Origin of the sequence: Streptomyces carminius, from assembly GCF_002794255.1 — a bacterium.
Lineage (GTDB): Bacteria > Actinomycetota > Actinomycetes > Streptomycetales > Streptomycetaceae > Streptomyces > Streptomyces carminius.
In genome coordinates this window covers 824471-842859 of the sequence record NZ_PGGW01000069.1, presented here as the reverse complement: position 1 = coordinate 842859, position 18389 = coordinate 824471, and the positions used below count along the sequence as shown (strand labels likewise).

Genomic DNA, 18389 nt, shown 5'->3' with positions numbered 1-18389 from the left:
CCATGGCCCCGCCCGTCGTCCATTCCCTGCGCGAGCAGATCCGTGAGCACATCGTGGAGGGCATCGTCCAGGGGCGCTGGAAGCCGGGCGAGCGCGTGGTGGAGCGCCGGATCGCGGTGGAGCTGCAGGTCAGCCAGACACCCGTACGCGAGGCGCTGCGCGAGCTGGAGGCACTGCGGCTGATCGAGTCGGCTCCGAACAAGGGCGCGCGGGTGCGGAACCTGACCGCGGCCGATCTGGAGGAGATCTATCCGGTGCGGGCCGGGCTGGAGCAGATCGCCGCCGAGCTGGCCGCCGGCCGGCTGGCCGAGGACGTCTCGGCGCTGGCGGACCAGGTGGCGCTGCTGTACGGGGCCGACCGCGCCGGGGACGGGGAGGCGCAGGTGCGGCACACGGTGGCCTTCCACCGGGAGCTGGTCCGCGCGGCGGGCAACAGCGTGCTGCTGCACACCTGGGAGTCGCTGGGCATCGGAGTGTGGACGACGCTCGCCATCCGCTGGCTGGGCACCCGGCAGCAGTCGTACGCCGAGGAGCACGAGGCGGTCGTCGAGGCGTTCCGGCGGCGTGACCCGCGGGTGGGCGAGCTGGTCAAGGAACACGTCCTGGGGTGTGCACCCCGTGCCTAGCCACTGACACTGAATGTCAATTTTGAACGGGAGGCACCTTTTTCCTCCGGATGCTTTGATCGATCATCGATCGATGACTTACAGTCGGCTCCGGGCACGGCGCATCCCGCCCCTGCCCTCCCCTGCCGACTCCCCCTCCCTCCGGAAGGCGGTCACCATGTCCGACGCCGAACGCCGGTCCAGCGAACTGGACCAGCTCGTGGACCGCGACCGTGAGGAGACCGCCGAGTGGGCCGAGTCCCTCGACGCCGTCACCCGTGAGGCCGGTCCGCACCGCGCCGCGTACCTGCTGCGGCGCACCCTGGAGCACGCCGGGCGCACCGGTCTGGGACTGCCCCCGCTGCTGGAGACGGAGTACGTCAACACCGTCCCCACCGCCGCCGAGCCCGGCTTCCCCGGCGACGAGGAGATGGAGCGGCGGATCACCGCGTGGAACCGCTGGAACGCCGCCGCCATGGTCACCCGCGGCGCCCGGTTCGGCGTCGGCGGCCACATCGCCACCTTCGCCTCCGCCGCCTGGCTGTACGAGATCGGCTTCAACCACTTCTTCCGCGGCAAGGCCTCACCCGAGGCGCCGGGCTCCGGCGACCAGCTCTACGTCCAGGGCCACGCCTCCCCCGGCATCTACGCCCGCGCCTTCCTCGACGGACGGCTGACCGAGGCGCAGCTCGACAACTTCCGGCAGGAGGCGGGCGGGAACGGACTGCCCTCCTACCCCCACCCGCGCCGCCTGCCCTGGCTGTGGGAGTTCCCCACCGTCTCCATGGGACTGGGCCCGCTCTCGGCGATCTACCAGGCCCGCTTCAACCGCTATCTGACCGGCCGCGGCATCAAGGACACCTCCGGCTCGCACGTGTGGGCCTTCCTCGGCGACGGCGAGATGGACGAGCCGGAGTCGACCGCCGCGCTGGCCCTGGCCGGACGCGAGGGGCTGGACAACCTCACCTTCGTGGTCAACTGCAACCTCCAGCGCCTCGACGGGCCGGTGCGCGCCAACTTCAAGATCGTGCAGGAGCTGGAGGCCCAGTTCCGGGCCGCCGGCTGGCACGTCGTCAAGACGCTGTGGGGCTCCGCCTGGGACGAGCTGCTCGCCCTCGACACCACCGGCGCCCTGGTCCGGCGGCTGCGCGAAGTGCCCGACGCGCAGTTCCAGACGTACGCCACCCGGGACGCGGGCTACCTCCGGGAGCACTTCTTCGGCGCCGATCCGGCGCTGGCGGAACTGGCCGGGAAGCTGCCCGACGCGAAGCTCACCGAGTGCTTCGGCACCTCGCGCGGCGGCCACGAACCCCGCAAGGTGTACGCCGCCTACCGGGCCGCCCTGGAGCACAGGGGCGCGCCGACCGTGATCCTGGCGCAGACGGTCAAGGGCCACACCCTCGGCCCGGGCTTCGCCTCCAAGAACGCCAACCACCAGATGAAGAAGCTCACGGCCGGCGAGTTCAGGGACATGCGCGACCTGCTCGGCCTGCCGATCCCGGACCGCGCCCTCGACGGCGAGCTGGTGCCGTACGGCCACCCGGGCCCCGACTCCCCCGAGGTCCGCTACCTCGCCGAGCGCCGCGCCGCGCTCGGCGGCCCCGCACCGGCCCGCCGCGTCCACCCGGTCCCGGCCCTCCCCGAACCCGCCGAGCGCGGTTTCGCGGCCCTGGAGAAGGGCTCCGGCAAGCAGGAGATGGCCACCACCATGGCGTTCGTACGCCTGGTCAAGGAGCTGATGCGGGACAAGGAGACCGGGCGGCGCTGGGTGCCGATCGTGCCCGACGAGGCCCGCACCTTCGGCATGGAGTCGCTCTTCCCCTCGGCGGGCATCTACTCGCCGAAGGGCCAGACGTACGAGCCGGTCGACCGCGACCAGCTGATGTACTACAAGGAGGCGTCGGACGGCCAGATCCTCAACGAGGGGATCACCGAGGCAGGCGCCATGGCCGACTTCATCGCCGCCGCCACCTCGTACGCCACGCACGGCGAGCCGATGATCCCGTTCTACATCTTCTACTCGATGTTCGGCTGGCAGCGGACCGGCGACCAGTTCTGGCAGCTCGCCGACCAGCTCGGCCGCGGCTTCGTCGTCGGCGCCACGGCCGGCCGCACCACGCTGACCGGCGAGGGCCTGCAGCACGCCGACGGCCACTCGCACCTGATCGCGGCCACCAATCCGGCCTCGCTCAACTACGACCCGGCGTTCGCCTACGAGATCGCGGTGATCGTGCGCGACGGCCTGCGCCGGATGTACGGGCCCGGGCAGGAGAACGTCTTCTACTACCTGACCGTCTACAACGAGCCGAAGGTCCAGCCACCCATGCCGGAGGGCGTCGAGGAAGGCATCCTCAAGGGGCTGTACCGCTTCCGCGAGGGCGTCCCGGCCGTCTCCCCCGCCGGATCCCCCGCCGGGGACGACGCGCCGCGGATCCAGCTGCTGGCCTCCGGCACCGCGATCCACTGGGCGCTGGACGCCCAGCGCCTCCTCGCCGACGACTGGGGCGTGACCGCCGACGTGTGGTCCGCCACCTCCTGGGGCGAGCTGCGCCGCGACGCCCTGTCCTGTGACGCGGCGCAGCTCAGGGGCGAGGACCGGGTCCCGTACGTCACCCGCGCGCTGCGCGGCGCGCCCGGCCCGGTCCTCGCCGTCAGCGACTGGATGCGGGCGGTGCCGGACCAGATCGCCCCGTGGGTCGAGCAGGACTGGTTCTCGCTGGGCACCGACGGCTTCGGCCTGTCGGACACCCGCGAGGCCGCCCGCCGCCACTTCGGGGTGGACGCCGGGTCGGTGACCGTCGCCGCCCTGGACCGGCTGGCCCGGCGCGGCGAGGTCAAGCGCGAGACGGTGCGCGAGGCCGCCGAACGCTACGGCCTGGCCTGAGGCCCGGCCGCGGCGCCCGGCGGGGGGCGTACGGGAAGCCGGGCGGCCGGCGGGGGTACGTGCGGTCCCCCGTCAGCCGCCCTCCCCGGCCGGGCCCCCGTCCCGCTGCTCGTCGGGGTGGCCGCGGAGCATGAGGAGGGCCGCGACCAGCCCGCCCCACACCACGACCATGGCGACGATCATCATGACGACGGCGCCTGCCGACATCAGCGTCCCCTTTCGAAGAGCGTGTCCGAGTCCGTGCCGCCGGGTTCCCTCTCGCGCCGCCACGGAACGAGGGAGAGCAGGACGGCGGCGAGCAGCGCGCCGAGGGCGACCGCCCAGCCGGCCCAGAACAGGAACCCGGTCTCGTAGCCGCCGTAGTTCTCGTCGAACTCGGCCCGCAGGCTGTCGATCATCATCCAGCCCAGCACCAGCGGGGTGATCACTCCGAGTGCCACGCGCCACCACACACCCAGCCGGATCGCCGAGGTGTCGTCCGCGTCCCGCTGGAGCGCCGGCAGCCGGCGCAGCAGCCAGGCGACGGTGATCACGGCGACCAGGGAGGCCAGCGCGATGCCGTACTGGTTGATGAAGTGGTCGGCGGCGTCCAGCAGGTACAGTCCGCTGTCGGTCGGGAAGAGCAGGACGGACGCCAGCGCGATCGCCCCGCCGACGCCCAGCACCGCCGGGGTGCGCCCGATGCCGGTGCGGTCCTGCACCGCCGCGATCGGCACCTGCACGATGCTCAGCAGGGAGGTCAGTCCGGCGATCACCAGAGAGCCGAAGAACAGCAGCCCGAACAGGGTGCCCAGCGGCATGTTGGAGATGATCGTCGGGAAGGCGACGAAGGCCAGCCCGATGCCGCTGGTGACTGTCTCGTCCACCGGCGTGCCGGTGTTCAGCGACAGGAAGCCGAGCGTGGCGAAGACCCCGATGCCCGCCAGGATCTCGAAGGAGCTGTTGGCGAACCCGGCGACCAGCGCGGAGCCGGTGAGGTCGGCGCGGCGGCGCAGGTAGGAGGCATAGGTGATCATGATGCCGAAGCCGACCGAGAGCGAGAAGAAGATCTGCCCGTAGGCCGCCACCCAGACACTGCCCCTGGTCAGTGCTTCCCAGTCGGGTGAGAACAGTGCGTCCAGACCGGTGGCCGCGCCGTCCAGGGTGACCGCCCGGATCACCAGGGCGGCGAAGAAGAGCACCAGCAGCGGGATGAAGATCCGGTTGGCCAGCTCGATGCCCCGCCGCACGCCGAGGGCCAGGATCACCAGGACGGCGATCCAGATGACCAGCAGCGGCCAGAACACCCCGCCGACGTAGGAGGAGATCCACCCCGGCTGCTCGGCGGTGCCCAGGAAGTCCCCGAAGAAGAAGGCGTCCGGGTCGTCCCCCCAGCGCTCGCCGACGGAGAATCCGACGTAGCGCACGGCCCAGGCGAGGATGACGGCGTAGTAGGCGGCGATGACGCAGCAGATCGCCACCTGCCACCAGCCGATCACCTGTGCCGGTGCGGACATCCGGCGGAACGCGGCCGGCGGCGACCTCCGGTACCGGCGGCCGATCACGTACTCGAGGATCAGCAGCGGGAGTCCCGCGGTCAGCAGGGCGAGCAGATAGGGCAGCAGGAACGCCCCGCCGCCGTTCTTGTAGGCCTCGGACGGGAAACGCCAGATGTTGCCGAGCCCGATGGCCGAGCCGATCGCCGCCATCAGGAAGCCCGCTCGGGACCCCCACGCCTCACGGGGCCGGCCCTGGCCGGATTCAGTGGCCATATGTGCTCTCTCCTGTACGGATTCCTTTGCAAAGCACTACATATGTTCCTCCGATCCTGTCACTATATGCTGACTCTGTGTCGACAGCGCCCCCGGTGGCGTTCCTCGTCCGTACCGCGGCGGGAGGCCGCGTACTCCGGCGGGATGATGGCCCCATGCGCGCTGCCCGGCTGATCAAGATGGTGCTGCTCCTCCAGAACCGCCGCTCGATGACCGCGGCCGAACTCGCCGAGCAACTGGAGGTCTCCGAGCGGACGGTGTCCCGGGACGTCCTGGCGCTGTCGGAGGCGGGCATCCCCGTCTACGCGGACCGGGGCCGTACCGGCGGATACCGGCTGGTCGGCGGCTACCGCACCCGGCTGACCGGCCTCGGGCGCGACGAGGCGGAGGCGCTGTTCCTGTCCGGGGTGCCCTCCGCGCTGCGCGACATGGGCCTGGCGGACGCGGCGTCGGCGGCCCGGCTGAAGGTGTCGGCGGCCCTCAGCCCCGAGCTCGCCGACGCCCCGCGCACCGCCGCGCAGCGCTTCCACCTGGACGCCCCCGGCTGGTGGCAGCCGCCCGAGACACCCGGGGAGCTGCCGGTGATCGCCGAGGCCGTGTGGGACGACCGCCGCCTCGCCGTCCGTTACCGCCGCGGGGACGGTGAGACGGTGGCACGGACGCTGGAGCCGTACGGCCTGGTGCTCAAGGCGGGGGTGTGGTACCTCGTCGCCCGCGCCGTCCCCGCCGGCGGGCGCCCCGGCGGCACCCGTGAGCCCCCGGGTGAGCGCCCGGGTGAGCACCGTGTCTACCGGGTGGACCGCTTCGCCTCGGTCGTCCCGCTCGCCGAGTACTTCGGGCGGGACGAGGAGTTCGACCTGCCCGGCTTCTGGGCGGAGCGGTCCGCGGCCTTCGCCCGCTCGATCCTGCGGGAGAGCGTGGTCCTCCGGCTGACGGAGGCGGGGGCGCGCACCCTGCGGTACACCACCGACCGGACGGCGGCCGGGGAGGCGCTGGCCGGGGGCCGCACCGACGAGCTGGGGCGGACCACCGTCACCCTGCCGGTGGAGTCCCTGGACGTCGCCTTCACTCAGTTGCTCGCCCTCGGCCCGGAGTGCGAGGTGCTCGGGCCGCCCGCGCTGCGGGAGCGCATGGCGCGGGCGGCCGAGCGCATGGCGGCGCACTACCGGTGAGCGGTCACCGGTGGCGCGGCCGCCGGTGGACCCTACCGGTACTCCTCGGCGGTCGCCTCCCGGCCGCCGTGGACGACCTCGATGAAGTAGCGCCAGCCGTCCGGCTGCGAGCCGTCGGTGTCCCTGACGCCGTACTCGACGGCGAGCTGCCCGCTGGAGAGGGACTGCCCGTTCCAGCGCGCCCGGTCCGGGTCGCACGCCAGCGCCGCCACGGCCCGGCCGAGGTAGGCGGGTGACTCGGCGATGGCGAAGTGCGGCTCCTTGGCGACCGCGTCGCGCCAGTTCTCCTCCCGCACCCCGAAGAAGCCCAGCATCTCCTCCGAGCGCAGGAAGCCCGGGGAGACGCAGACCGCCGTGCCGCCGTACTCCGCCAGCTCCTTCGCCAGGCCGAAGGCCGCCCGGATGGGGGCGTTCTTGGTCAGGTCGAAGAAGAGGTTGCCGCGGTACTGCTCCCGGTGGTACTCGGCGGTGCCGTCGGTGACCTCCACCACCAGACCGCCCGGCCGCCGGATCAGCAGCGGCAGCGCGAAGTGGCTGGTGACCAGGTGGGTCTCCACGCCGAGCCGCAGCATCCGCAGGCCCTTGGCCAGTTCCACCTCCCACACCTTCGTGTCGAAGTCGAGCAGGTGGTCGCCGCCCCAGACGTCGTTGACCAGGATGTCCAGCCGTCCGTGGTCCCGGTCGATCCGCTCCGTCAGGGCCCGTACCTGTTCCGGTTCGAGGTGGTCGGTCCGCACCGCGATGCCGGTGCCCCCGGCCGCCGTGACCAGTTCGGCGGTCCCCTCGATGGTCTCGGTCGGGCGGCCCACCTCGCTGACGCTCTCCCGGGTGGTGCGGCCGGTGACGTACACCGTCGCGCCCGCCCGGCCCAGTTCCACGGCCATCGCCCGGCCCGCGCCCCGGGTGGCTCCCGCCACCAGGGCCACCTTGCCGTTCAGGGCCCCCGGTGCCGCCGCCCGCGCGGCCGGTGCCGTACGTGCCGTCTCCGTGCTCATGTGCGTGCTCCTCCAGTCGTTCACACCGGCACGCTGCCACCGATACCGGACACCTTCTGTCGGGTTTTCCGGCGGGTTCGTCCTCCGTTCCGTCCCCGTGTCCCGCCGTCCCGGCGTTGCGCGTGCGGAGCGGGTCGGCGCGCCGGATGCTGGTGGCGTGACGATGCACGAGACGGAGTTCTGGGAGCTGGTCGACGAGACCCGCGAGGCCGCCGGAGGCGATCCGGTGGACCACGCCGAAATCCTCGTCGAGAGGCTGACCCGGCTCGACCCGGAGACCGTCGTGGACTTCGCCCGCCACTTCGAGACCCGGGTCAACCGGGCCTGGCGCTGGGAACTGTGGGGCGCGGCCTGGGTGCTGCTCGACGGGGCCGGCGACGACGTCTTCGACGCCTTCCGCTGCTGGCTGGTGGGCCAGGGCCGGAAGGTGTTCGAGGGCGCGCTGCACGACCCGGAGGCGCTCGCCGGACTGCTGGACGACTTCGACCCGGACGTGGACGGCGAGGGAGGGGACCTCGGCTGCGCCGCCTATGACGCCTACGAGCAGCTCACCGGCGGCCCGCTGCCCGAACTGGACCTGCCCGACCCGCCCCCGGAGCCGGAGGGCACCGCGCCGCCCTTCGAGAACGACCGCGCCCTGGCCGCCCGCTTCCCCCGGCTGTGGGAGCGGTTCAGGGAGCCCTCGGAGTGACGCCGGGGGCGGTGCCGGACGGTGCGCCGGGGACGGCGTCCGGTGCCGCGGCGCCGAGGGAGCGCCCCATCAGCACGCCGTCCGCGAAGCCGGTCTCCAGCAGGAACTCCCCGGGCAGCACGCCCTCCACCGCGAAGCCCTCGGAGGCGTAGAGCGCCCGCGCGGGCGCGTTGTGGCCCAGCACTCCCAGGGTGATCCGGGAGGCGCCCTGCCGCCGCGCCTCGGCCAGCGCGGCCCGCACCAGCGCCCGGCCCACCCCCCTGCCGCGCGCCCGGTCGTCCACCGCCAGGCCCTGGATCCGGCGGATGTGGGCCCTGGCGGCGAGCCCGCCGGCCGACGTCAGCCGGACGTATCCCACCAGCCGCCCGCCCGACTCGGCGACGAGGAACTCCCCGGGCGGGTGGGCGGAGTCGAAGAACGGGTCGTACGGCGGCCGCGGCCGGGGCAGGACCGCGTGCAGCGGCGACCAGGTACGCCGGTCGAGCTCGCCGAGGGCCGTCCCGTCCCCCTCGGTGGCGGGCCGTACCAGGGGCGGCTCCGGCGCTCGGGCCGGCACGGAGGCTGACATGTGGGCCACTGTGCCTCGCCCCCGCCCCGGGAGTCCATCAGGATGGGCCCATGCGTATCGCGATCACCGGCTCCTCCGGTCTCATCGGTCAGGCCCTCCTCCGCTCCCTGCACACGGACGGCCACGAGGTGGTGCGTCTGGTGCGGCGCCCGGCGCGGGCCGGCGACGAGGTGGAGTGGAACCCCGAGGGCCAGTACGTGGACACCGCCGCGCTGGCGGGCTGCGAGGCCGTGGTGCACCTGGCGGGCGCGGGCGTCGGGGACAGCCGCTGGACGGAGGCCTACAAGCGGAGGATCCGGGACAGCCGGGTGCTGGGGACCGCCGCGATCGCCGAGGCCGTCGCCTCGCTCGACACCCCGCCGCACACCCTGGTGGTCGGCACCGCCGTCGGCTACTACGGCGACACCGGCGACCGCGCCGTGGACGAGGGCGCGCCGCCCGGGCACGGCTTCCTCGCCGACGTCTGCCAGGAGTGGGAGGAGGCCGCGGCGGCGGCCGAGGAGGCGGGCATCCGTACCGTGTACGCCCGCACCGGGCTGGTGGTCTCGCGCTCCGGCGGCGCCTGGGGACGGCTGTTCCCGATCTTCCGGGCGGGGCTCGGCGGCCGGCTGGGCAGCGGCCGGCAGTACTGGAGCCATATCGCGCTGCACGACCACATCGCCGCGCTGCGGCACCTGCTGGACGCCGAGGAGCTGTCCGGGCCGGTCAACCTCACCGCCCCCGAACCGGTCACCCAGCGCGAGGTGGCCGCCGCGATGGGCCGGGTGCTGCGCCGGCCGGCCCTGCTGTGGGTGCCCGCGCCCGTGCTGCGGACGGTGCTGGGCGAGTTCTCCACGGATGTGCTGGGCAGCCAGCGGGTGCTGCCCCGGCGGCTGCTGGAGTCCGGTTTCAGGTTCGCCTTCCCCGGGATCGAGGACGCCATCCGGGCGGCGCTGCGCTGAGCCGGGCGCACCTGCGTACGCCGGCTGTGCGACTGCGTGCGCCGGTTGTGCGACCGTGCCCGGTTCGTGCGCGCTTTCCAGCACTTTCCGGGCCCCTAGGGTCGGACGGAGCACGCGAATCGAACGCGTCTCCTACGGGCAGTAACCCTGCGGACGCGCATCGTCGCGCGGTCGCGCCGACCAGGGGAGGACACATGTTCGGCAGCGAACTCCGACCGGAGACCGGCGTTCCCGGCACCTCGCCCGGCATACCCGATGTCGCCGTCATCGGCGCGGGCCCGGCGGGCCTGGCCGCCGCGCACCATCTGATCCGCGCCGGGCTGCGGGTCACCGTCCTGGAGGCCGCCGACCGGATCGGCGGCCGTCCGGTGACCGAGGAGGTGGACGGCTACCGGCTGGACGGCGGCCCGCTGCCGTGGTCCGAGGGCTCCGAGCTGCGCCACTGCCCCGGTCTGGAACGGCTCGTCCTGCGCCCCTTCTCCTCCGGGGTCGTCATCCGCAGCGGCGGCCGGCGGCTGCGGATCGGGGCGCCCCGCACCACCCGGCACGTCCGGACCGGCCGCGGCACACGCGGTGTGCCGGGGATCCCGGCGGGCTCACTCGGCGGCGCGCTGGACCTGGCCCGGCTGCGCGCCCAGCTCAACCGGCTCGCCACGACCCCCGCCGAGCGGCTGAGCAGGCGGCCCGAGCTGTCCGCCGCCCAGGCCCTGGCCGTCCGCGGCACGGCCCCCCACGCCTGTGAGGATCCGCTGCGGGCCCTGCTCGGCGCGCTGCTGTGCGATCCGGAGCTGACGACCTCCAGCCGCGTCGGCGACCTGGCACTGCGCGGCTTCGCCCGCGGCGGCCTGTTCCTGCCCGCCGGCGGCGTCTCGGCCGTCCCCCGGCTGCTGGCGGCCGGGCTGCCCCCGGGCACCGTGCGCACCGGGGTGCACGTCCTGTCGGTGGCCACGAACGCCGTGGTGACGCGCGGGCACGGCACCGTCCACTGCCGCGCGGTGCTCATCGCCACCGGCGCGCACGAGGCGGCGCGGCTGCTGCCGGGGCTGCGGGTACCGCGGTTCCACCCGGTCACCGTGCTGCACCACGCGGTGGGGGATCCGGCGGGCCCCGGGGCACCGGCGGCCGAACCGCTGCTGCTGCTCGACGCCGACCGGCGCGGCCCGGTGACGTACACCGCCGTCGCCAGCGCCGTCGACCCCTCCCGCGTCCGGCCGGGCCGTGCCCTGGTCACCTCGGTGGTACTGGGCCCCGCCGCGGCCGAGCCGGCCGACGCGCTGGACGAGGCCGCCCGGCGCCAGCTCGCCGCGCTGTACCGGGTCCCGACGGACCGCTGGCGGCTGCTGGCCGCCCGCCACGACGCCCGCGCCGTCCCGGCGACGCCCGCACCGCACGATCCGCGGCGCCCGGTGCGGATGCTGAGCGGCCTGTACGTCTGCGGCGACCACCGGGACACCGCCGGGGTGCAGGGGGCGCTGCGCTCGGCCCGCCGGGCCGCGGAGGCGATCCGCCGGGACTTCGCCCCGCGGGCACGGCCGGCGGTCCCCGCCCTGCCCGCCGCGGCCTGACGCCCCGGTCCGGCGCCTCCGGCCGGCGCACCGTCCCGCGCCCGTCCGGCAGACGCCCGCGGCACGGCTCCGGTGCACCCGCGGACATGACAGTGCCGCCGCGTGGCGGCGCGGCGGCACTGCCGGTCCCGGGGCCCGGAGCGGCCGGGCGGGTGGTCCGGCGCGCCGGCCGGAGGCCGCACGCCGGACCGGGGTGTCAGTTCAGGGCGGCGGTCCGCTCCCGGTAACCGCGGACCGCGGCGGCGTCCCGGTACGGCTCCAGCCGGCGTTCGAAGTCCCGCACGTACTCGTGCGCCCGCACCGACCGCAGCTCGGCGGCCTGCTCCGCCGCCTCCGCGGCCAGCGCGCACGCCTGCTCCACGTCGCCCAGCCCCAGCCGGGCCGTGGCCAGCACCACCCGGCAGAACAGCCGGCTGCGGATCTGCCCCGGGCACCGCATCCGCAGGGCGCGCTCGGCGTGCTGGGCCGCCGCCCGGTGCTGCTGGAGGTCCCGGTGGCAGTGCGCGAAGTCGTCGGCGAGGTGCGCCTCGTCGAAGGCCTTCACCCACTGCGGCACCTCCTCCCCCGGCCGCGCCTGCTCCAGTGCCCGCTCGGCCCGCGCCAGCGACGCCGTGCAGGCCCGTACCTCCCCGAGCACCCCGTGCCCGCGCGCCTCCACCGCGTGCAGCAGCGCCTGCGCGGCGGGCGGCACCGAGGATCCGACGCCCTGCTGGGCGACCCGCGCCAGCTGCACGGCCTCCCGGCCGTGCCCGAGGTACACCGCCTGTCTGCTCATCGTCGCCAGGACGTAGCTGCCGTACGCCCGGTCCCCGGCGGCCTGGGAGAGCCGCAGCGCCTGTACGAAGTAGCGCTGCGCCAGCCCGTGGGCGGCGATGTCGTACGCCGTCCAGCCCGCCAGCCGGGTCAGGTCGGCCACCGCCCCGAACAGCCGGCGGCCGGTCTGCTCCCCGTAGGTGCCGCGCAGCATCGGCTCGGCCTCGTGCTCCAGGTAGCGCACCAGCGCCTGGCGGGCGTGCCCGCCGCCGTAGGCGTGGTCGAGGGTGCGGAACAGTTCGCCGACCGAGCGCAGCGCGGCGACGTCCCCCGGGGTGACCCGCTGCCCGGGGCCGCGTTCCACCCCGTCGGCCCGGCTGTCGGCCCGGCTGTCGGCACGGTGCGTCCGCGGGACGCCGGGCGGCGGCCCGCCCGCCGGGCCGCGCACCTGCGGGGGTACCCGCGGGGCGGCCGGCTCGGGGCCGGGCTCGCCGCGCGCGACGCGCTCGTCCGGGCGGCCGATCAGCCAGTCCCGGCTGGGCACCACCAGCCCGGCCGGGGTGAAGGCGATCTTCCGCAGCTCGGCGTGGCTGCCGCTGTCCTTGCGCCACAGGCCGCCGACGATGTCCACCGCCTCGCCGGGGGTGGCCGCGAACTCCAGCCCGGCGTAGACCGGCGCGCACGCGTCCAGCCCCAGGTCCTGGGCGGTGAGTCGGCGGCCCAGACGGCGGGTGAAGACCTCGGCGATCAGCGCGGGGGTGGTGCCGCGCGGCTGCTGGCCGCGGAGCCAGCGGGTCACGGAGGTCTTGTCGTAGCGGAGGTCCAGTCCGTGCTCCAACCCGAGTTGGTCGACCCGCCGCGCGAGCCCGGCGTTGGAGAACCCGGCCTCCGCGATGAGCGCGGCCAGCTGGCGGTTGGGGGTGCGCTGGGAGGGTTTCCCAGGTCGTTCCGTCGACATCTGCTCTGCGGTCTCCTGCCTGACGGCTCTAGGTACGGCAGCCGCCGGGGCGCCCTGCCGGAACGGCGCGAATGTAGCTTTCCGAGGCGGCCTTCCGGGGGTCTGGGCGCAGGTTTCATCCATACGTGTGAGGGGCCGGCACACCACGGCCGGGACCGGCCGGACGGCGGCCGGGCACCGCCGTCCGGCCGGGCGCCGTAGAGTTGCTGCCGGGTACCGCCGCGGCCCGCGGCGGCGCCCGACCGACCGCGAGGAGGGTCCCGCCGTGCGCGAGCTGCGCTTTGTCCACCTGGGGTTCGGCGACGAGGCCGTGGAGTACCGGCAGGCCTGGCAGCGGCAGCGCGAGGTCCACGCGGCGCGCTTCGCCGACGAGATCCCCGACACCTGTCTGCTGCTGGAGCACCAGCCGGTCTACACCGCCGGACGCCGCACCGCGGACAGCGAGCGCCCGCTGGACGGCACGCCCGTGGTGGACGTGGACCGCGGCGGCAGGATCACCTGGCACGGCCCCGGCCAGCTCGTCGGCTACCCGATCATCAAACTGCCCCGCCCGGTGGACGTCGTCGCCCACGTACGGCGGCTGGAGGAGGCGCTCATCCGCACCTGCGCGGAGTTCGGTCTGGCCACCACCCGGATCGAGGGCCGCAGCGGGGTGTGGGTGCTGGGCGACCCGGCGAAGAAGCCCGCGCCGGGCGGGCTGGAGCTGGACCTCGACCCGCGCCTCCGCGGCGTGGGCCCCTCCTCGCCGAAGGCGGACGAGGAGGGCGAGTTCGACCCGCGGCTCAGCGGCCCGCAGTACGCGCCCTCCAACGCCGGCCAGCGCGGCGAGGACCGCAAGCTCGCCGCGATCGGCGTCCGCGTCGCCAAGGGCGTCACCATGCACGGCTTCGCCCTCACCTGCGACTCCGACACCACCTGGTTCGACCGCATCGTGCCGTGCGGCATCCGGGACGCGGGGGTCACCTCCATCTCCCGGGAGCTGGGCCGGAGGGTGACGGTCGGCGAGGTGCTGCCCGTGGTGGAGAAGCAGCTGCGCGCGGTGCTGGAGTCGGCCGAGCCGGTGCCCCGGGCCGTCTGACTGCGAAACCCGGGGCGTAGGCTGGTGTTCGCCGCACATTCGAAGGCAATGCCACAGGCAACACGGAGAACCACGGAAAAGGGGAACCGGACGTGTCCGCTGTCGCACCCGACGGTAGGAAGCTGCTGCGCCTGGAGGTCCGGAACAGCCAGACCCCCATCGAGCGCAAGCCCGAGTGGATCAAGACCCGGGCGAAGATGGGCCCCGAGTACAACGCCCTGCAGTCCCTGGTCAAGCGCGAGGGCCTGCACACGGTCTGCCAGGAGGCGGGCTGCCCCAACATCTTCGAGTGCTGGGAGGACCGCGAGGCGACCTTCCTCATCGGGGGCGAGCAGTGCACCCGGCGCTGCGACTTCTGCCAGATCGACACCGGGAAGCCCGCCGACTTCGACCGGGACGAGCCGCGCCGGGTGGCCGAGTCCGTCAAGCAGATGGAGCTGCGGTACGCCACCGTCACCGGTGTGGCGCGCGACGACCTGCCCGACGGCGGCGCCTGGCTGTACGCCGAGACCGTCCGCCAGATCCACACGATGACCCCCGGCACCGGTGTCGAGCTGCTGATCCCCGACTTCAACGCGGTGCCCGAGCAGCTCGCCGAGGTCTTCTCCGCCCGTCCGGAGGTGCTGGCCCACAACGTCGAGACGGTCCCGCGGATCTTCAAGCGCATCCGTCCGGCCTTCCGCTACGAGCGGTCGCTGGACGTGCTCACCCAGGCCCGTGCGGACGGGCTGGTCACCAAGTCCAACCTGATCCTGGGCCTGGGAGAGACCCGTGAGGAGGTCTCCCGGGCGCTGCTCGACCTGCACACGGCCGGCTGCGAGCTGATCACCATCACCCAGTACCTGCGGCCCACGCCCCGGCACCACCCGGTGGAGCGCTGGGTGAAGCCGCAGGAGTTCGTGGAGCTGCAGGAGGAGGCCGAGGAGATCGGCTTCGCCGGTGTCATGTCCGGCCCGCTGGTCCGCTCCTCCTACCGTGCCGGACGGCTGTACCGGCAGGCCCTCGAGCGCCGGAGCGCCGACGCGGCCTGACCCGCGGCGCCCGCGCCCCGCCGGGCCGGACGGCCGGCCGTCCGGGCGGGCGGTTGTCCGGCCGTCCGGTCGTCCGTTCACCTCTTCGCCGTCCGGCCGTTCCGGAGCCTTTGACCGCCGTGTCATCCCCCGGTAACACCGTCCGGCGACGATCGGGGGACGGGATCGTCCACGTCACTCGCCGTGCGAGGACCGTCATGCGGAGGGAACCCACGATGCACACCACCCTGCGGGTCCTGGAGAGGCTGGAGGGGCTGCTGCTCTCCGGTGAGCAGCGCACCGCGCGCCGCAACGCCTGGAACGCGGTCCTGGAGGACCGCCGCCGGGCGCGGGCGCGCGGCGAGGCCGCGGCCCTGCTGGAGGCCGCGGCGACCGGGGCCAGGCGGGCGACGTAGACTGCGCCGTATGGCGAGGAAGGAAACATCCGAGAATCCCGGGCGGCTCAAGCAGATCGCCCAGACGTACAGGATGACGCAGCGCGTCGACAAGAAGGTCGGCTTCGTCATCGCGGGCGTGGGGCTCGTCACCTTCGGGGTCCTTCTCGCGATCGGCTTCTGGCTCGGCCACCCCGTCTACCTGGGCATCCTGGGCTTCCTGCTGGCCCTGCTGGCCATGGCGATCGTCTTCGGGCGGCGGGCCGAGCGGGCGGCCTTCGGCCAGATGGAGGGCCAGCTCGGTGCCGCGGCGGCCGTGCTGGAGAATCTGCGCCGGGGCTGGACGGTCACCCCGGCGGTGGCCATGAACCGCCAGCAGGACGTCGTCCACCGGGCCGTCGGCCGCCCCGGCATCGTGCTCGTCGGCGAGGGCAACCCCAACCGGCTGCGCACCCTGATCGCGTCCGAGAAGAGGCGCATGGCGCGCGTCGTCGGCGACGCCCCGGTCCACGACATCGTGGTGGGCACCGGCGAGGGCCAGACCGAGCTGCGGAAGCTCCGCACCAAGCTGGTCAAGCTGCCCCGGACGCTCCAGGGGCACCAGGTCACCGAGATCAACGACCGGCTGCGGGCCATGGGCGACCTGATGAACAACCTGCCGTTGCCCAAGGGCCCGATGCCGCGGGGCCGCGGCATGCGGATGCCGAAGGGACCCACCCGCCGCTGACCCGCCACCTGCCGCCGACCCGCCGCCGAGAGGCGCACCGGCGGCAGCCGGAACGCACACGCAGAGCCGGAACGGGCGGTGGTCCGGTGCCCCGCGGGGCACCGGACCACCGCCCGTTCCGCACGTCGGCCGGTCCGCCGCCGGGCCCGCCGGACCGGTACCGTCAGATACGCACCTGCACGGCACCCGAGAGCCGGTCGTGCAGGCCCCGGGTGTCGCGGTCCCAGACGAGTGCCGGCACGGCGAGCGCCAGCAGCACCGTACGGACCACCGCGCGGGGGAACGGGAGCCGCCCGCCGTTCACGGCGATCACCCGCAGGCCCAGCAGCCGCTTGCCGGGGGTGAAGCCGACCGTGCCGACCGTGAGCACGCCCAGCAGGGTGAACACCGCCAGTGCCCAGTTTCCGGCTGTCCCGAGGTCGCCCCCCGTGATCAGGGCGTATGCGATCAGCAGGCACAGACCCCAGTCGACGAGGATCGCTCCCACCCGTCTGCCGAGCGGGGCGACGGACCCGGGGCCCTCCTCGGGCAGTCCCAGCCGCTCGCCGCGGTAGCCGAAGTCCGCGCCCATCTGCTCGGCCGCCGCCCGGGGGCCGGAGAGCCACGATCCGATTGCCTGCCTGTTGTCCACCCGTAAACGGTAACGTGCCGCGTCTTGGGGTACCCGGCCGCCTCCGCCGCGCGGAACGTATGCGGACGCGCCGAGTGACGCCGGGCACACCGGCCACCCCGTCCGCCTGGTTAACATCGCCGAAACGATTGGGTCATGCCTGAGAAATCCCGCAAATCTAAGGTCGGGCACAGCAGGACGCACCCTGGACTGCCACCAGAGCTGTCACCCCGTCCCCTCGCGCGGCGGGACTAGGAGGACTTGGATGTTCCAGAACGCCGACGAGGCAAAGAAGTACATCTCGGACAACGACGTCAAGTTCATCGACGTCCGGTTCTGTGACCTGCCGGGCATCATGCAGCACTTCACCGTGCCTGCCGAGATCTTCGACCCGGCCGAGCAGCTGATGTTCGACGGCTCGTCGATCCGCGGCTTCCAGGCCATCCACGAGTCCGACATGGCCCTCGTCCCGGATCTGTCCACCGCCCGCCTGGACCCGTTCCGCAAGGACGCCACGCTCAACGTCAACTTCTTCATCCACGACCCGATCACCGGCGAGCAGTACAGCCGTGACCCGCGAAACGTGGCGAAGAAGGCCGAGGCGTACCTCGCCTCCTCCGGCATCGCCGACACCGCCTACTTCGGCCCCGAGGCCGAGTTCTACGTCTTCGACAGCGTGCGCTTCCAGACCAGCGCGAACGAGTCCTTCTACCACATCGACTCCGAGGCCGGCGCCTGGAACACCGGCGCGCTGGAGGACAACCGCGGGTACAAGGTCCGCTACAAGGGCGGCTACTTCCCGGCCCCGCCGGTCGACCACTTCGCCGACCTGCGCGCCGAGATGTCCCTGGAGCTGGCCAAGGCCGGTCTGCAGGTCGAGCGCCAGCACCACGAGGTGGGCACCGCCGGCCAGGCCGAGATCAACTACAGGTTCAACACGCTGCTGGCCGCCGCTGACGACCTGATGCTCTTCAAGTACATCATCAAGAACGTCGCCTGGCGCAACGGCAAGACCGCGACCTTCATGCCGAAGCCGATCTTCGGCGACAACGGTTCGGGCATGCACGTCCACCAGTCGCTGTGGACCGCCGGCGAGCCGCTGTTCTACGACGAGCAGGGTTACGCGGGCCTGTCGGACACCGCCCGCTACTACATCGGCGGCATCCTCAAGCACGCCCCCTCGCTGCTGGCCTTCACCAACCCGACGGTGAACTCCTACCACCGCCTGGTGCCGGGCTTCGAGGCTCCGGTCAACCTGGTCTACTCTCAGCGGAACCGCTCCGCCGCGATGCGCATCCCGATCACCGGCTCCAACCCGAAGGCCAAGCGCGTCGAGTTCCGCGCCCCGGACCCGTCCTCCAACCCCTACCTGGCCTTCTCGGCCCTGCTGATGGCCGGTCTGGACGGCGTCAAGAACAAGATCGAGCCGGCCGAGCCGATCGACAAGGACCTCTACGAGCTGGCTCCGGAGGAGCACGCCAACGTCCCGCAGGTCCCGACCAACCTCGGCGCCGTGCTGGAGGCCCTGGAGTCGGACAACGAGTACCTGCAGGCCGGCGGCGTCTTCACCGCGGACCTGATCGAGACCTGGATCGACTACAAGCGCACCAACGAGATCGCCCCGATCCAGCTCCGTCCGCACCCGCACGAGTTCGAGCTGTACTTCGACATCTGATGGACAAGCAC

17 protein-coding genes are annotated in these 18389 nt (G+C 73.5%); 11 read left to right on the top strand and 6 right to left on the bottom strand.

Annotation, left to right across the window (positions count from 1 at the left end):
* The first annotated feature begins 2 nt into the window (after window positions 1–2).
* Complete coding sequence (locus CUT44_RS30765; RefSeq protein ID WP_100205194.1) at window positions 3–626, top strand: GntR family transcriptional regulator; 624 nt, start codon at window positions 3–5, stop codon at window positions 624–626.
* A gap of 157 nt (window positions 627–783) precedes the next feature.
* Complete coding sequence (gene aceE / locus CUT44_RS30760) at window positions 784–3489, top strand: pyruvate dehydrogenase (acetyl-transferring), homodimeric type (RefSeq protein WP_100205193.1); 2706 nt, start codon at window positions 784–786, stop codon at window positions 3487–3489.
* Between the two features lie 72 nt (window positions 3490–3561).
* Here the strand turns inward: aceE and CUT44_RS30755 are convergent, their stop codons facing one another.
* On the bottom strand, window positions 3562–3696 hold the full coding sequence (locus tag CUT44_RS30755) for a methionine/alanine import family NSS transporter small subunit (protein WP_100205192.1): 135 nt from the start codon (window positions 3694–3696) through the stop codon (window positions 3562–3564).
* Window positions 3696–5240 carry a sodium-dependent transporter gene (locus tag CUT44_RS30750; RefSeq protein ID WP_100205191.1) on the bottom strand — a complete coding sequence of 515 codons (1545 nt, stop codon included), beginning with the start codon at window positions 5238–5240 and terminating at the stop codon, window positions 3696–3698. Before CUT44_RS30750 ends, CUT44_RS30755 begins: the two co-directional genes overlap by 1 nt.
* Window positions 5241–5395: 155 nt before the next feature.
* On the opposite strand from CUT44_RS30750, the gene CUT44_RS30745 reads away from it, so the two are divergent.
* Window positions 5396–6412: a helix-turn-helix transcriptional regulator gene (locus CUT44_RS30745; RefSeq protein WP_100205190.1), complete on the top strand. Its 1017-nt coding sequence runs from the start codon at window positions 5396–5398 to the stop codon at window positions 6410–6412.
* A 32-nt stretch (window positions 6413–6444) separates the two neighbouring features.
* Here the strand turns inward: CUT44_RS30745 and CUT44_RS30740 are convergent, their stop codons facing one another.
* A complete protein-coding gene (locus CUT44_RS30740; protein ID WP_100205189.1) occupies window positions 6445–7407 on the bottom strand; it encodes an SDR family oxidoreductase in 963 nt (320 codons plus the stop codon).
* Window positions 7408–7570: 163 nt separating this feature from the next.
* Between CUT44_RS30740 and CUT44_RS30735 the strand changes: the two genes are divergently transcribed.
* Entirely contained in the window at window positions 7571–8098 is a 528-nt protein-coding gene (locus CUT44_RS30735; protein WP_100205188.1) for a DUF4240 domain-containing protein, read from the top strand.
* Here the strand turns inward: CUT44_RS30735 and CUT44_RS30730 are convergent.
* On the bottom strand, window positions 8079–8666 hold the full coding sequence (locus CUT44_RS30730) for a GNAT family N-acetyltransferase (protein ID WP_100205187.1): 588 nt from the start codon (window positions 8664–8666) through the stop codon (window positions 8079–8081). The genes CUT44_RS30735 and CUT44_RS30730 overlap by 20 nt on opposite strands.
* Window positions 8667–8716: 50 nt before the next feature.
* Between CUT44_RS30730 and CUT44_RS30725 the strand changes: the two genes are divergently transcribed.
* A complete protein-coding gene (locus CUT44_RS30725; protein ID WP_100205186.1) occupies window positions 8717–9607 on the top strand; it encodes a TIGR01777 family oxidoreductase in 891 nt (296 codons plus the stop codon).
* Between the two features lie 194 nt (window positions 9608–9801).
* Entirely contained in the window at window positions 9802–11172 is a 1371-nt protein-coding gene (locus CUT44_RS30720) for an FAD-dependent oxidoreductase (RefSeq protein WP_100205185.1), read from the top strand.
* 196 nt (window positions 11173–11368) lie between these two features.
* Here CUT44_RS30720 and CUT44_RS30715 read toward each other — a convergent pair whose 3' ends face one another.
* Window positions 11369–12883 carry a regulator gene (locus CUT44_RS30715; protein WP_100205184.1) on the bottom strand — a complete coding sequence of 505 codons (1515 nt, stop codon included), beginning with the start codon at window positions 12881–12883 and terminating at the stop codon, window positions 11369–11371.
* 265 nt (window positions 12884–13148) lie between these two features.
* On the opposite strand from CUT44_RS30715, the gene lipB reads away from it, so the two are divergent.
* From lipB to CUT44_RS30695, 4 genes are all read left to right on the top strand, one after another.
* Window positions 13149–13961, top strand: a complete 813-nt coding sequence (gene lipB / locus CUT44_RS30710; RefSeq protein WP_100205183.1) for a lipoyl(octanoyl) transferase LipB — start codon at window positions 13149–13151, stop codon at window positions 13959–13961.
* Window positions 13962–14053: 92 nt separating this feature from the next.
* Complete coding sequence (gene lipA / locus CUT44_RS30705; protein ID WP_100205182.1) at window positions 14054–14992, top strand: lipoyl synthase; 939 nt, start codon at window positions 14054–14056, stop codon at window positions 14990–14992.
* A gap of 215 nt (window positions 14993–15207) precedes the next feature.
* Window positions 15208–15387, top strand: coding sequence for a hypothetical protein (locus CUT44_RS30700; protein WP_100205181.1), 180 nt, complete (start codon window positions 15208–15210; stop codon window positions 15385–15387).
* 10 nt (window positions 15388–15397) lie between these two features.
* The gene (locus CUT44_RS30695) at window positions 15398–16093 is read left to right on the top strand and encodes a DUF4191 domain-containing protein (RefSeq protein WP_100205180.1); all 696 of its coding nucleotides are present in this window, start codon (window positions 15398–15400) and stop codon (window positions 16091–16093) included.
* Between the two features lie 163 nt (window positions 16094–16256).
* Here CUT44_RS30695 and CUT44_RS30690 read toward each other — a convergent pair whose 3' ends face one another.
* Entirely contained in the window at window positions 16257–16724 is a 468-nt protein-coding gene (locus CUT44_RS30690) for an RDD family protein (RefSeq protein WP_100205179.1), read from the bottom strand.
* A 244-nt stretch (window positions 16725–16968) separates the two neighbouring features.
* On the opposite strand from CUT44_RS30690, the gene glnA reads away from it, so the two are divergent.
* Window positions 16969–18378, top strand: coding sequence for a type I glutamate--ammonia ligase (gene glnA, locus CUT44_RS30685; RefSeq protein ID WP_100205178.1), 1410 nt, complete (start codon window positions 16969–16971; stop codon window positions 18376–18378).
* Window positions 18379–18389 lie beyond the last annotated feature (11 nt).

Bases quoted from the DNA above. Each gene is read 5' to 3' on its own strand.
- CUT44_RS30765 (WP_100205194.1), top strand. From the start codon at position 3: ATGGCCCCGCCCGTCGTCCATTCCCTGCGCGAGCAGATCCGTGAGCAC.
- aceE (WP_100205193.1), top strand. From the start codon at position 784: ATGTCCGACGCCGAACGCCGGTCCAGCGAACTGGACCAGCTCGTGGAC.
- CUT44_RS30755 (WP_100205192.1), bottom strand. From the start codon at position 3,696: ATGTCGGCAGGCGCCGTCGTCATGATGATCGTCGCCATGGTCGTGGTG.
- CUT44_RS30750 (WP_100205191.1), bottom strand. From the start codon at position 5,240: ATGGCCACTGAATCCGGCCAGGGCCGGCCCCGTGAGGCGTGGGGGTCC.
- CUT44_RS30745 (WP_100205190.1), top strand. From the start codon at position 5,396: ATGCGCGCTGCCCGGCTGATCAAGATGGTGCTGCTCCTCCAGAACCGC.
- CUT44_RS30740 (WP_100205189.1), bottom strand. From the start codon at position 7,407: ATGAGCACGGAGACGGCACGTACGGCACCGGCCGCGCGGGCGGCGGCA.
- CUT44_RS30735 (WP_100205188.1), top strand. From the start codon at position 7,571: ATGCACGAGACGGAGTTCTGGGAGCTGGTCGACGAGACCCGCGAGGCC.
- CUT44_RS30730 (WP_100205187.1), bottom strand. From the start codon at position 8,666: ATGTCAGCCTCCGTGCCGGCCCGAGCGCCGGAGCCGCCCCTGGTACGG.
- CUT44_RS30725 (WP_100205186.1), top strand. From the start codon at position 8,717: ATGCGTATCGCGATCACCGGCTCCTCCGGTCTCATCGGTCAGGCCCTC.
- CUT44_RS30720 (WP_100205185.1), top strand. From the start codon at position 9,802: ATGTTCGGCAGCGAACTCCGACCGGAGACCGGCGTTCCCGGCACCTCG.
- CUT44_RS30715 (WP_100205184.1), bottom strand. From the start codon at position 12,883: ATGTCGACGGAACGACCTGGGAAACCCTCCCAGCGCACCCCCAACCGC.
- CUT44_RS30700 (WP_100205181.1), top strand. From the start codon at position 15,208: ATGCACACCACCCTGCGGGTCCTGGAGAGGCTGGAGGGGCTGCTGCTC.
- CUT44_RS30695 (WP_100205180.1), top strand. From the start codon at position 15,398: ATGGCGAGGAAGGAAACATCCGAGAATCCCGGGCGGCTCAAGCAGATC.
- glnA (WP_100205178.1), top strand. From the start codon at position 16,969: ATGTTCCAGAACGCCGACGAGGCAAAGAAGTACATCTCGGACAACGAC.